This window comes from Oscillibacter sp., from assembly GCF_032018205.1.
Classification (GTDB): domain Bacteria; phylum Bacillota; class Clostridia; order Oscillospirales; family Oscillospiraceae; genus Oscillibacter.
This window is the reverse complement of record NZ_DALZOY010000002.1, coordinates 239-13,206: the sequence shown is the minus strand read 5'-3', so window position 1 is coordinate 13,206 and position 12,968 is coordinate 239. Positions and strand designations below refer to the sequence as shown.

15 protein-coding genes are annotated in these 12,968 nt (G+C 57.0%); 12 read left to right on the top strand and 3 right to left on the bottom strand.

What is annotated here, in order from left to right; all coding sequences use genetic code 11:
• The coding region (locus RTU96_RS01540; RefSeq protein ID WP_312634567.1) for a hypothetical protein at positions 1 to 205 on the bottom strand (205 nt) is incomplete at its 3' end.
• A gap of 61 nt (positions 206 to 266) precedes the next feature.
• Here RTU96_RS01540 and RTU96_RS01535 point away from each other — a divergent pair.
• The 5 genes from RTU96_RS01535 (at position 267) to RTU96_RS01515 (ending at position 6,085) form a co-directional block, all read left to right on the top strand.
• Positions 267 to 605, top strand: a complete 339-nt coding sequence (locus RTU96_RS01535; RefSeq protein WP_312634565.1) for a DUF3870 domain-containing protein — start codon at positions 267 to 269, stop codon at positions 603 to 605.
• Positions 606 to 799: 194 nt separating this feature from the next.
• Positions 800 to 2,170 carry a dipeptidase PepV gene (gene pepV, locus RTU96_RS01530; RefSeq protein ID WP_312634563.1) on the top strand — a complete coding sequence of 457 codons (1,371 nt, stop codon included), beginning with the start codon at positions 800 to 802 and terminating at the stop codon, positions 2,168 to 2,170.
• A gap of 18 nt (positions 2,171 to 2,188) precedes the next feature.
• A complete protein-coding gene (locus tag RTU96_RS01525) occupies positions 2,189 to 3,280 on the top strand; it encodes a dipeptide epimerase (protein ID WP_312634561.1) in 1,092 nt (363 codons plus the stop codon).
• Positions 3,281 to 3,427: 147 nt separating this feature from the next.
• On the top strand, positions 3,428 to 4,612 hold the full coding sequence (locus RTU96_RS01520; protein WP_312634560.1) for a DUF819 family protein: 1,185 nt from the start codon (positions 3,428 to 3,430) through the stop codon (positions 4,610 to 4,612).
• 72 nt (positions 4,613 to 4,684) lie between these two features.
• Positions 4,685 to 6,085 carry a transglutaminase domain-containing protein gene (locus RTU96_RS01515; RefSeq protein ID WP_312634559.1) on the top strand — a complete coding sequence of 467 codons (1,401 nt, stop codon included), beginning with the start codon at positions 4,685 to 4,687 and terminating at the stop codon, positions 6,083 to 6,085.
• A 71-nt stretch (positions 6,086 to 6,156) separates the two neighbouring features.
• Here the strand turns inward: RTU96_RS01515 and RTU96_RS01510 are convergent, their stop codons facing one another.
• Positions 6,157 to 7,113 (bottom strand): DMT family transporter, encoded by a 957-nt coding sequence (locus RTU96_RS01510; RefSeq protein WP_312634558.1) that lies wholly within the window; start codon positions 7,111 to 7,113, stop codon positions 6,157 to 6,159.
• 158 nt (positions 7,114 to 7,271) lie between these two features.
• On the opposite strand from RTU96_RS01510, the gene RTU96_RS01505 reads away from it, so the two are divergent.
• The 4 genes from RTU96_RS01505 (at position 7,272) to rplT (ending at position 8,937) form a co-directional block, all read left to right on the top strand.
• Positions 7,272 to 7,475 (top strand): hypothetical protein, encoded by a 204-nt coding sequence (locus RTU96_RS01505; RefSeq protein ID WP_312634557.1) that lies wholly within the window; start codon positions 7,272 to 7,274, stop codon positions 7,473 to 7,475.
• Positions 7,476 to 7,801: 326 nt separating this feature from the next.
• A complete protein-coding gene (infC, locus tag RTU96_RS01500; RefSeq protein ID WP_293010199.1) occupies positions 7,802 to 8,314 on the top strand; it encodes a translation initiation factor IF-3 in 513 nt (170 codons plus the stop codon).
• 37 nt (positions 8,315 to 8,351) lie between these two features.
• Entirely contained in the window at positions 8,352 to 8,549 is a 198-nt protein-coding gene (gene rpmI, locus RTU96_RS01495; protein ID WP_294855725.1) for a 50S ribosomal protein L35, read from the top strand.
• 34 nt (positions 8,550 to 8,583) lie between these two features.
• Entirely contained in the window at positions 8,584 to 8,937 is a 354-nt protein-coding gene (gene rplT, locus RTU96_RS01490) for a 50S ribosomal protein L20 (RefSeq protein WP_312634555.1), read from the top strand.
• A 177-nt stretch (positions 8,938 to 9,114) separates the two neighbouring features.
• On the opposite strand, the gene trmB is transcribed toward rplT, so the two are convergent.
• On the bottom strand, positions 9,115 to 9,819 hold the full coding sequence (gene trmB / locus RTU96_RS01485; protein WP_312634553.1) for a tRNA (guanosine(46)-N7)-methyltransferase TrmB: 705 nt from the start codon (positions 9,817 to 9,819) through the stop codon (positions 9,115 to 9,117).
• Between the two features lie 393 nt (positions 9,820 to 10,212).
• Here trmB and RTU96_RS01480 point away from each other — a divergent pair, with 393 nt between their 5' ends.
• The 3 genes from RTU96_RS01480 to RTU96_RS01470 form a co-directional block, all read left to right on the top strand.
• A complete protein-coding gene (locus RTU96_RS01480; RefSeq protein WP_312634552.1) occupies positions 10,213 to 10,992 on the top strand; it encodes an enoyl-CoA hydratase-related protein in 780 nt (259 codons plus the stop codon).
• A 58-nt stretch (positions 10,993 to 11,050) separates the two neighbouring features.
• Entirely contained in the window at positions 11,051 to 11,887 is an 837-nt protein-coding gene (locus tag RTU96_RS01475) for a 3-hydroxyacyl-CoA dehydrogenase family protein (protein ID WP_294855721.1), read from the top strand.
• 23 nt (positions 11,888 to 11,910) lie between these two features.
• On the top strand, positions 11,911 to 12,968 hold a 1,058-nt coding region (locus RTU96_RS01470), incomplete at its 3' end, for an acyl-CoA dehydrogenase (protein WP_312634551.1).

Here is a 12,968-nt window from a genome sequence, read left to right as displayed (position 1 = left end):
ACCGAAAATCGGTTCCCGCCGCTGCTTTGCAGGCGTTCGGGAGCGGTTTGGAAAAATACCGCCAGACGGTAAAAGTTATAAAAAGGCGTTGCACAGGCATAAACTGTATTGGAAAATGTTCATAACATGCCTGCCTATTTTGCAAAATTAAACCATCAAATTTTGTGAAAAACAGATAGTTTTGTATAAAATGTCCGTAAAACATTGACACGGGTCTTTGAAATGATATAATTGCTACAAAGTTCTTTGGCGGGATGATGTGATAAATGGAAGACATGGAGACGCTGTATATCATCGGTGAATCACGGACCAACAGTGATAATGCCATCACAAAAATGTTCGGCTCTTTTTACATGGCGTTAGAGATGGAAGCTGAAAGCGGAAAAATTGTGGATTTCAGTTGTACCCACTCTCTGGAGCTGACGGAGACATTTCTGCGGCGCGTTTTTGTGGGGCGTTCTTTGATGCGGGAATACGACCAGCTGGAAAACGAGGTGTCCCGCCGATACCACGGCTCCTCCGCTAAGGCGGTGCTTGCTGCCATGAAAGACGCGGAAAAGCGGTATCGGGCCGCAGTGGGAAAGAGCGAATCCACTGGCGGATAAATCCAGCGGGCAAATAAGTTCATAAACTGCTTTCCCTTGTGTGATATATCTTTCAATATATCAACCAGCAAGGGGAAACCCAGTGAAGATCAGAGAATATCTCTGGTCCTTGCTGGGTTTTGTGTTTTTTAGCTTAAAATCAGGTGGCCCACCCACGCTTGGGGCGCGGGCGGAAAAAACGAAAGGAGCGCGAAATGGAACTGAAAGAGCTTGTGGAGCGGCAGAGAGCGCCGCTGCTGAAAACTCTGGGGGAGAGCATCCGCATTCCCAGCGTGCGAGAGGAGGATGAAAGCGGCTATCCCTACGGGGCAAATATTCAAAGGACTCTGGAGTTTATGCTGGAAACCGGAAAGAGTCTGGGGCTTCGGGTGGGCAGCATGGACAATCAGGTGGGCTGGTGCGAGTTTGGCGAGGGGGAGGAAATGGTGGCCGTTCTGGGCCATCTGGACGTGGTCCCCGCCGGAGAGGGCTGGAGCGGCGATCCCTTTTCCGGCGAGGTCCGGGATGGAAAAGTATTTGGGCGGGGGTCTATGGATGACAAGGGTCCCACCGTGGCGGCCCTCTATGCGCTGGGGGCGTTGAAAGAATCGGGGCTGCCCCTGCGCCGGCGGGTAAGGCTGTTGATGGGAACCAATGAGGAAACCGGCTCTGCCGACATGAAGTACTATCTGGCCCACGGGGGCGAAAGGCCCGTGATGGGCTTCACGCCGGACGGGGAATACCCAGTCATCAACGGGGAAAAGGGCATCGTGAACGTGACCTTCCGGCGCGGACTGCGCCAGTCCGGCCCGGTGCGGCTTATCAAACTTGCGGGTGGCGACGCGCCGAACGTGGTTCCCTCCTCCGCTTCTGCGGAGCTGGAATGCGCCGATGAGCTGGCAAAGCAAATTGCCGCCGCACTGCCGGAAAAGGTGGAATGCATCCCTATTCCCGGCGGCATACGGATGGTAGCCCAAGGCGTGAGCGCCCACGGCAGCACCCCGGAGCAGGGAGAAAACGCCATCGGGCGGCTGCTGCTGGAGCTGAACGCGCTGCCGCTGGAGGGAGAGCTTGTCGGGGCGGTCCGTTTTCTGGCGGAAAAAATCGGCATGGAAACCGATGGGAGCTCTCTGGGACTTGCGCTGGAGGATGACATGTCCGGCGCGCTGACATTCAATCTGGGGGTAATAGCGGGGGAGGAAACCGGCCTGACCTGCCGAGTAAACTACCGCTACCCCGTGACAAAGTCTCTTAAAGACTGCGGCCCCAAATTTCAGGCAGAACTGGAAGCGGCAGGCTTTGAGGTGGTGGAGCAGACCCACAAGGAAAGCCTGTACGTCCCGCCGGAGAGCGAACTGGTAACGACCCTCATGCGAGTGTATCAGGAGGAGACGGGCCTGAGCGACCCGCCCAAAAGCATCGGCGGCGGGACCTATGCCAAGGCCATGCCCAATGTGGTTGCCTTCGGCCCGGTTTTCCCGGGGGACGAAGTGAGAGAGCATAAGCCGGACGAATTTATCGAGGTGGACCGGCTGATGCAAAACGCGCAAATCATCGCGCGGGCGATGTATGAACTTGCGAAATAAAAAAGGAGGAGGAAGAATATGAAAATTACAGAGGTCCGTCTGGGACATATCTCCGTTCCCCTGCGGGTTCCGTTTAAAACGGCGCTGCGGCAAGTGAACAGCGTGGAGGACGTCATTGTGGAGGTCCACACGGATACCGGCGCGGTGGGCTATGGCGAGGCGCCCCCCACCGGCGTGATTACGGGCGACACCACCGGGGCTATTATCGGCGCATTAAAGGACCACATCATCAAAACGGTGGTGGGCCGGGACGTGGACGAGTTTGAGGATTTGATGACCGTCTTGAACGGCTGCATTCTCAAAAACACCAGTGCCAAGGCGGCCATGGACATGGCCCTGTGGGATTTGTATGGCCAGCTTTACAAAATCCCAGTCTACAAGCTGATGGGCGGTGCGCGGAAGAACATCGTCACCGACATCACCATCAGCGTCAACGAACCGGAGGAAATGGCCCGGGATGCGAGAAACGCCATTGAAAGAGGCTATGACTGCCTGAAGGTGAAGGTGGGCGCGAATCCGGCGCTGGACGTGGCCCGGCTGGCGGCCGTCCGGCAGGCGGCGGGAAGCGATGTGTTAATTCGTATCGACGCGAATCAGGCGTGGTCTCCCAAGCAGGCGGTCACGCTGCTGAACCAGATGCAGGAGAAGGGGCTGGACATCGAGTTTGTGGAACAGCCGGTAAAGGCCCACGACTTCGAGGGCCTGAAATATGTCACGGAGCGGAGCTATGTCCACGTGCTTGCGGACGAAAGCGTGTTTTCCCCCGAGGACGCCGTGAAAATCATGCAGATGGGCGCGGCGGATTTGGTGAACATCAAGCTGATGAAGTGCGGCGGACTGTGGAACGCGCTGAAAATTGCCTCTGCCGCCGAGGTTTACGGCGTGGAGTGCATGATCGGCTGTATGCTGGAGGCCAAGGTCAGTGTCAACGCGGCGGTGCATCTGGCCTGCGGAAAGAAAATCATCACCAAGGTGGACCTGGACGGCCCCGTCCTGTGCAGCGAGGACCCCGTGGAGGGGGGCGCGGTGTTCAACGAGAAGGATATCACCGTGTCCGACGCACCGGGCCTCGGCGTGACGGGTATCCGGGGCATCACGTATCTGGACTGAGAAAATCCGGCGGGATGGCTATCCCGCAGACGATAAAGGAAAGGGGGCGGTAAGCGGGGCGTGGGGCGCTGCGTGCGCCGAATTGCGCGTCCGGGCGGTATGGGAACCGCGAAACCGGAAACTTAAAATAAAAAGGGAGAGGACAACATGTTTACGATTACCAACGGCTTTACTTACATTGCGTTTCTGATGTTCCTGGCCGGCGGACTGCTGGCACTGGAAAAGTACGCCAAGTGGAAGATTTTCAACTGGGTTCCCCCGCTGGTGTGGATTTACGTGCTGAACATGGTGTTTTGCACCATGGGCCTGTACGCCTCGGAAGAGTGCTCCGCCGCTTACAGCGGGCTGAAAAACAACCTGCTTTACGCCATGATTTTCGTGATGCTGCTGCGCTGCGACTTCCGCAAGCTTGCAAAGCTGGGCTGGCGGATGGTGGCCATTTTCCTCGGCTGCTCCGTGACCATCGCCGCGGGCTTTATCATCGGCTATCCGCTCTTCAAGGGAATGCTGGGTGCGGATACCTGGGCCGCCACCGCTGCGCTGTACGCCTCCTGGGTGGGCGGCTCGGCCAACATGGCTGCCATGCAGGACGCGCTTCCCGTGGATCCCGGCGCGTATAGCTGCGCTTTAGCGCTGGATACGGTGTGCTATTCCGTGTGGATTGCCCTGCTCCTCTTCATGGTGAGATATTCCAACAAGTGGGACAATTCCGTGAGGGCCGATACCTCCAAGCTCTCCGCCGTGGCCGACGCCGCCAACGAAGAGGTTGCCAAGGAGAAGAAGCAGGCGAAGTCCGCCGACTGGATTTGGCTGATCGGTCTTGCGCTGTTTGTCTCCGCCATGTCCCAGAAAATTGGCCTGCTGATGAATACCGGATTCAAGTCCGTGGGCCTGAGCATGTTCGACAAGGGCACCTGCACCACCGTGTTTGTTACCGTGCTGGGCCTTGCCTGCGCCATGACTCCTATTGGAAAGTTGCCTGCGGTGGAGGAGCTTTCAAACATCCTGCTGTATGCGGTGGTTTCCCTGCTGGCAACGCAGGCGCCCCTCAACGACCTGCTCTCCGCGCCCATGTGGGTGGTTTACGGCGTGTTTATCCTCGTCATTCATGTGGTGCTTATGTATTTTCTGTCCAAGGCGTTTCACTGGGATTTGTGTATGGTGTCCACAGCGTCGGTGGCCAATATCGGAGGCAGCGCCTCCGCGCCCATTATTGCGGTGGCTTACCATGAGTCCTATGCGGGCATCGGCGTTTTGATGGGCGTGCTGGGCGCGGCCATCGGGAACTTTGCCGGGCTTGCCATGGGTGCGATTCTCAAGCTGATGGCATAAGTCAAACTCGAATAAACAGACGCTCGGCCTCCCCATCTCCGGGGAGGCCGAGCGTGGGGAAAAGGAGGAAGCATGGGCATCAACGACAATTTCAGATACCTTCACATCGGCCTGCCGGAGGATGTTCTGCGCCTAAAATACTTTGGAGATTTTGCTGGGGCGGACCGCGCCGCTCTGCGGTATTTAAACGCGCCCAACACGCCGGAGCCGCTGAAGCGCTGCCTGATTGCCCAGCGGGAGATGATGGCTCGTCTTCCGGCGGATTATCCCCTTACCCGGGATACAGCCATTGCTCTGGCAAAATCCGCCGCACCGGATTTTACGGCAGAGGAGTTTGACGCACTGGCGGCGGCGGGGCGGATTGACTGGATTTACATGCAGGGCGTCCCCCATTACTTTGACCGGTTTTTTGACTCTCTCTGCAAAACCGACGCGGCTTATGCCGCCCGGGCCGGGACTTCCCAACTGGGTGCGGACGGCTCCAACGCCGCCCGGGAGGGCGGCGAATCTCGACTGGACCGCGTGGCGCGTCTGCTGGCGGAAAAGGGGGAGCTGTCTGCTCGCATCCGGTGCCGTGCGTCCCTGCGGCTGAAGGACGGGGCATTTCAAAAGGGCGAGCGGGTTCGGGCATACCTCCCCCTACCTTGTGCCTGCGACGCACAAAGCGAAGTCCGTATCGAGAGGATTTCCCCAGAGCCTGCCCATATCTCCCCGGAGGACGCGCCCCAGCGTGTGGTGTTTTGGGAGGAGCGCATGGAGGAAAACCATCCCTTTGAGGTGGAATTTTCCTATGTGCGCACGGCGCGGCACACGGAGTTAACCTGTTCGGGGAAGAACAGAGGGGAGTCTGCCTACCCGCCGGAGGAGTTTTTGGCGGAGGAGCCGCCTCATCTTCTGTTTACTCCGTATCTCCGTGCCCTGACGGCGGAGCTGACGGCAGATGTGGAGGAGCCGTTGCAAAAGGCCCGCAGACTTTATGATTTCGTGACGCTGAATGTAAAATACACCTATGTGCGGGCCTATTTCGGCCTTGAAAATATTGCGGAGAACTGCGCCAGAAGCCTTGTGGGGGACTGCGGCGTAATGGCGCTGCTGTTTATCACGCTTTGCCGCTGTGCGGGGATTCCGGCCCGGTGGGAAAGCGGCTGGAAGGCGGAACCGGGGTTTTGCGGCGCCCACGACTGGGCGCGGTTTTACATCGCGCCCCACGGCTGGCTGTATGCCGACCCTTCTTTTGGTGCGGGCGCTGTGCGGGAGGGAAACGAGGCCCGCCGCCGGTTTTACTTTGGCAATCTGGATATTTACCGCATGACCGCCAACACGGCATTTCAGGCCTCCTTTGACGTGCCGCAGGACCATTGGCGGGCCGATCCCTATGACAATCAGGTAGGGGAGATGGAACTGGAGGATCGGGGGCTGCGGTATGAGGAGTTTGAGCGGACGAAGGAAGTCCTTGAATTTATAGAGCTGTGACGCGGCATAAAGCCTCCAAACAGCAAAAGGAGGAGGCCGCGCCGCGGCTTCCTCCTTTTTATAAATGTATGTTATGCCTCCTCCGAGGTATCCTTGACAAGAGCCTCCCGGGAGGTTTGCGGCGGGGGGGCCTGTTCCGCTTGCGCTGGAATAGGAGATTTGCGCCGCTGGGCCAGAATCACGCCGGCGGTAATCAGCACCGCGCCTGCCACGGCTGCCGGAGAGATGGGTTCCTTCAGCGTCAGCCCCGCCATGACAATGGTGACAAAGGGAATCAGATACAGGCAGTTGTTGGTGGAGACGACTCCCAACAGCGTAAAGGCCTTCCCCCACAGCACATAGCAAAGGGCGCTGCCGATCAGTCCCAGAAACAGAATGTTGAACAGCGGCAGCGGCCCGGACAGCGGAGCAAGAGAAAACGCTCCGCCGGGGATTGCCATGGGAACGGCGGTAATGAGGCCCCAGAGCATAGTTCGCCGGGTGACCAGAATGGGGTCCAGCTCAGGAGGCATTTTGCGCAGCATCACGGAGTATGTTGCCCAGCAGCAGGCGGACAGGAGGGCGAGAATGTCTCCCTTGGGACTGACCCGGAGGACAAACGCTCCGTTGAATACCACCAGGACCACGCCGGAAAAGGCCACGAGAAAGCCCCAAAGCGTATTTCGGTGCAGCTTTTCGTCGGTGGCGAAGTGGGCGATGACGGCTGTGAGAATCGGAGCGGCGGACACAATGATGCTGACGTTGGCCGCCGTAGTATGAAGCAGGGCGGTGTTCTCCGTGAGAAAGTAAATCGAACAGCCCGCGATTCCCAAAGCGGCAAAGCGTAGCTCTGTTTTCCAAGGCAGCAACAGGGGCCGGGGGCGGATAATCCAAAGGGCGATGTAGGCCAGGACGAACCGCATCAGCATGATGCGGGCAGGAGTGTAAAAAACGAGAAGCTGCTTGCTGGAGATGAAGGTGGCCCCCCAAACCAGCACGGTGAACAGGGCGAACAGATAGCCCGGCATGGTCTTTCTTGACGGATTCATTAGGTCCCTCCCGCGCGCGGCGCACACAATGTAATATTTATCACGATACCACGTTGCGCTTAAAACCGCAAGAGCTTGTTTCGCCGAAGGAGGTTCGGCGGCAGCCCTTTCGGGGAAATAGGCATTGCGCCGTAAAATGCGGAAGCCGTCGGGGGGCAATGCCCGCTCCCCGACGACCTCCGAAGAAATCAGCGCTGGTTCTGCTGCTGATTCTTCTGCTGATTCCGCTGATTCTCCTGCTGCTGCTTCTGCTGCTGGTTCTGCTGATTCTGCTGATTCTGCTTCTGCTGCTGATTCTGCTGGTTCTGCTGGTTGTTCTCACGGTTCTGTGCCATACTGCACACCTCCCTTCGGTTCGCTGAGTACGAGAAATAGTCTCCCGCGTTCGCTCGAATTTATGTATGCCTACTGCCATAGTAAATAAAATTTTTTAAAAAACACGTTGGCGCTTGACAAATTACGCCGATACTGATAGAATGGCAAAGCAAAATAAAGTGAGCCGGGTGCATCCGCTCCACCTCCCGCCATTGGCAAAGAGGTCAACACCGTACTCAGGCCGCCAACGGCGGTTTGTTGACAGGCGCGTTCCGCACTGAGGGATCGGCGCTTGTTTGGAGAGTTACGCGGATGCCCATCGGGCGCCCGCGTTTTTTTGCGATTTTTGAATGGAGGTGCTTGGACTATTAGCATGGTAGAGCATGAACTGAACGAGGCGATCCGGGACAGGGAGATCCGTTTGATCGGAGCCGACGGCGAGCAGCTTGGCCTTATGCCTTCCGCCGATGCGCAGAAGATCGCCGACGAACAGGGCCTGGACCTGGTGAAGATTTCACCCCAGGCCAAGCCGCCCGTGTGCAAGCTGATGAACTATGGAAAATTCCGGTTTGAACAGAGCAAGCGGGAAAAGGAAGCCCGGAAGAATCAGCATGTGGTGGAGATCAAGGAAATCCGCATGTCTCCCGGTATCGACATCGGGGATTTCAACACCAAGCTGAAAAATGCCCAGAAGTTCATTGACGAGGGAAACCGCGTCAAGGTATCGGTCCGTTTCCGCGGACGCGAGATGGCCCACACCGATATTGGCAGAGCCTTGCTGGCCCGGTTTGCCGAGCAGTGCGCCGAGACCGCCGCATTGGACAAGACCGCCAAGCTGGAGGGTAGGATGATGTCCATTTTCCTCTCTCCCAAAACTGGTAAATAAACAGATTCTGTCAAACACACGGAAGGAGATTTCAATTATGCCGAAGCTGAAAACCCACAGTGGCGCGAAGAAGAGATTCAACCTGAGCAAGAGCGGGAAGGTTAAGCGCGCCCATGCGTTCAAGAGCCATATCCTCACCAAGAAGACCACCAAGCGCACCCGCCGCCTCCGCGCCGGTACCTATGCGGACCAGACCAATGTGGATGCGATCCGCAAGATGATTCCCTACAAATAAGATACTGAACGGTTAGAATAGGAGGCAATTTGAAATGGCAAGAGTAAAAGGCGCGCTGATGACGCGCAAGAGAAGAAATAAGGTCATGAAGCTGGCCAAGGGCTATTGGGGCGACAAGTCCAAGCACTTCAGAATCGCTAACGAGGCGGTCATGAAGTCCCTGAGCTACGCTTACACCGGCCGCCGCCTGAAAAAGCGCGACTTCCGTCAGCTTTGGATCACCCGTATTTCTGCGGCCTGCAAGCTCAACGGCATGAACTATTCCACTTTCATGCACGGGCTGAAGACCGCCGGCGTGACTATCAACCGCAAGATGCTGGCTGAGATGGCTGTCAACAACGCCGCTGCTTTCACGCAGTTGGCTGAAATGGCGAAAAAGGCAGCGTAAAAGCATAGTTTACCCATAAAAGCACGGAGACGGACATCCATTCGGATGTCCGTCTTTTTTGCTGGCTTCTGCTGTCGTTTCTTTACTTGGAGAGTCTTTTCCAATTTAAGAATTAGCATAAAAAAACGGCGGCTTTTCCCAAAACCGGAAAAAGCCGCTGTTTTCTTGCTTTTCGTCTTAGAGAGGGTTGCCGTCCTCCGGTGTTCCGTCTTCCTGCGTTTCCTCCTCCAAAGAGGGTTCCGGCTCTGTCCATTCCGCCATGGTGGCAACCAGCCGGTTAATGGGCGTTCCCAGTCCGTGGAATTTCTCTTCGTAATCCGTCATCACGCCCACGGGACCGTTTCCGTGGAGATTCCGGGTGACCTCCGACAGCGTGAAGCCAAATTGGGGAAACTCCTCCACGGAAAACTCAAACAGAGGGGCGTTGTCGGTTTTGAAGTGGACCTGCCCGTCCTCCCGCAAAACCTGACGGTACAGTTTGAGAAAATTCCCATGGGTCAGGCGGCGCTTGGCGTGCCGGTTGGAAGGCCACGGGTCGCAGAAATTAACGTAGATGCGGCTCACCTCGCCGGGCTCAAAAAAGGAGGGAAGCTGGTCGGCGTTTGCGTCTACAAAGAAGACGTTTTCAAGGCCCTCCGTCCGGCACCGCTCCATGGCGACCACCATGGCGTCCGGCACCACCTCCACTGCGACAAACAGCACGTCCGGTTCTGCGGCGGCGGTCTGGGCGGTGAACCGCCCCTTGCCGCAGCCCAGTTCCACCCGCAGCTCCTGCGCGTCCGGCTTCAGCGTCCGCCACTGTCCGCGCATGGAATAGGGGTCCGAAATAAGCAGTGCAGCGCACCGCTCCATGCGGGGGACCAAATTTTTTTTCTTTCTCATTCGCATAAGGATACATCCTCCCAGTTGTAAAAGCAGACGGCGGCCTGTGCTTGTCCTGCCGCCGCACCGCTGCAAAATTGCTCCTAAAGAATAGATTCCGGGCTATTATAGCATGCTTTTTTTCCCTTGTAAATGTGGGAAGCTGGGGGAAATCCGGTCCTGTAAAAAAGACGCGCTTCCTGCATCTGTTAACTGCTTAACACAATCGCATAAAATTGCGTAACGAATTTGTATGAAATGTAAAAAAGCAAGAATTGTTAAAATTCTTCCACGATTGGGGGTTGCTAATTGGGGCGGGAGAAACTATAATGAACATTGTGAGTATTTTAGCAAAGTCCATGTTTCCGAAGGGCAGGTGCCTTTGACCTTTGACAAGTATTGGAGGAGGAAGATATGGCGTTTGTAAAATTGGAGGAGAAAGCCGGAGGAGTGGCGGTTCTGACCATTAACCGTCCCGAGGCGCTGAACGCACTGAATGGCGAAGTAATTTCCAAGTTAAACGAGGCGCTGGATCGAATCGACCCGGCGTCTGTCCGCTGTCTGATTGTCACCGGAGCGGGACAGAAGGCCTTTGTGGCAGGGGCGGACATCGCGCAGATGCGCGATCTGACAAAAGCGGAGGGCGAGGCTTTCGGCAAGCAGGGAAACGACGTGTTCCGCAAGCTGGAAACCCTTGCCGTGCCCACTGTGGCCGCGGTAAACGGCTTTGCCTTGGGCGGTGGCTGCGAGCTGGCCATGAGCTGCGACATCCGCCTGTGCGCGGACACGGCGGTGTTCGGCCAGCCGGAGGTGGGGCTGGGCATTACACCCGGCTTTGGCGGCACCCAACGTATGGCCCGACTGATCGGCCCCGGAAAAGCGAAGGAGCTGCTCTATACGGCCCGCAACATCAAGGCGCCGGAGGCGCTGAGCGTGGGTCTGGTGCAGGCCGTTTACCCCGCTGAGGCGCTGATGACGGAGGCGGAGAAGCTTGCCGGGCGCATTGCCGGAAACGCCCCTGTTGCCGTTCGGGCCTGTAAGAAGGCCGTGAACGACGGGCTTGAGGTGGATATGGACGAGGCGCTGCTTGTGGAAGAAAAGCTGTTTGGCTCCTGTTTTGCGACGGCGGACCAGAAAAACGCCATGGCCGCCTTTGTGGAAAAGCGCAAGCCCGACCCGTTTATAAATGGCTGACGTATTGGCCTTTATGAAATAAATCCCATCAACATGTGAAAATAATAGGAGGATTTACATGAAAGTTGCAGTATTTGGCGCAGGCACAATGGGCAGCGGAATTGCTCAGGTTTTCGCAGCGAAGGGCCACACTGCCCTGATGTACGCAAGTTCCGTCGCTTCCGCCCAGAAGCACAAGGATAAGCTGGCGGCGTCCCTGAAAAAGCGCGTTGAGAAGGGCAAGATGGCGCAGGAGGCAATGGATGCGTTGCTTGCAAACGTGCTGGTGGAAGAAAAGTCCGCCTGTGCGGACGCAGACCTGATCATCGAGTGCGTCAAGGAAGACATGGCCACTAAGAAGGAGCTTTTGAACGAGCTGGACGCCATGTGCAAGCCCGAGACGATCTTCGCGTCCAATACTTCTTCTCTGTCCATCACCGAAATGGGCAACGGACTGAAGCATCCCGTCATCGGCATGCACTTCTTCAATCCCGTCCCCAGCATGAAGCTGGTGGAGATCATCCGGGGCGCCAGCACTGCGCAGGAGACCTTTGATTACATCTATAACCTGACCCGCGAGATCGGCAAGGACCCCATCGAGGTTGCCGAGGCTCCCGGCTTTGTGGTCAACAAGGTACTTATTCCCATGATCAACGAGGCTGCGGGCTTGGTGGAAACCGGCGTTGCCTCCGTGGAGGACATCGACAAGGCTATGATGCTGGGCGCGAACCACCCCATGGGCCCTCTGGCTCTGGGCGATTTTATCGGCCTGGACGTGTGCCTTGCCATCATGGAGACCCTTTATAACGAGACCGGTGATTCCAAATACCGTCCCGCGCTGCTTTTGCGCAAGATGGTCCGCGGCGGCCTGCTGGGCAAAAAGACCGGTAAGGGCTTCTACGACTATTCCAAGTAAATTCAATATAAGGAGTAAGAAATATGGATTTTCATCTGTCGAACGAGCAGTTGATGCTCCGTAAGATGTACCGCGAATTTGCCGAAACTGAAGTAAAGCCTCTGGCAGAGGAGCTTGACGAGGAAGAGCGTTTTCCCATGGAAACCGTGGAGAAAATGGCAAAGCTCGGCATGATGGGCATTTATTTCCCCAAGGAGTATGGCGGCGCCGGCGGCGACGTTCTCTCCTATGCCATGTGCGTGGAGGAGTTGGCCAAGGTTTGCGGAACTACCGCCGTCATCGTCTCCGCTCATACCTCTTTGTGCTGCGCTCCCATTTTTGAGCACGGCACCGAGGAGCAGAAGAAGAAGTATCTGCCCGACCTGCTTTCCGGCAAGAAGATCGGCGCTTTCGGCCTTACCGAGCCCGGCGCCGGAACCGACGCCTCCGGCCAGCAGACCATGGCTGTGCTGGATGGCGACCACTATGTACTTAACGGCACCAAGTGCTTTATCACCAACGGCACCGTGGCCGACACCCTTGTGGTGTTCGCCATGACCGATAAGAAGGCCGGCAACCATGGTATCACCGCCTTCATCGTGGAAAAATCCTTCCCCGGCTTCTCCGTGGGTAAGCACGAGAAGAAGATGGGCATTCGCGGCAGCTCCACCTGCGATCTGATTTTTGAAGACTGCATCGTGCCGAAGGAGAACCTGCTGGGCAAAGAGGGTAAGGGCTTCAAGATTGCCATGCAGACGCTGGACGGCGGCCGTATCGGCATCGCCGCGCAGGCTCTGGGTCTGGCCGAAGGCGCCATTGATGAGGCCGTGAAGTACACGAAGGAGCGCGTTCAGTTCGGCAGACGGCTGAGCCAGTTCCAGAACACCCAGTTCCAGCTGGCCGACATGCATTGCCGCACGCAGGCCGCACAGTATCTGGTGTATGCCGCCGCCTGCAAAAAGCAGCTCCATGAGGATTATTCCATGGACGCCGCCATGGCCAAGCTGTTCGCCGCTGAAACCGCGTCTGATGTGACCCGCCGCGCCGTGCAGCTTTTCGGCGGCTACGGCTATACCCGCGAGTATCCTGTGGAGCGCATGAT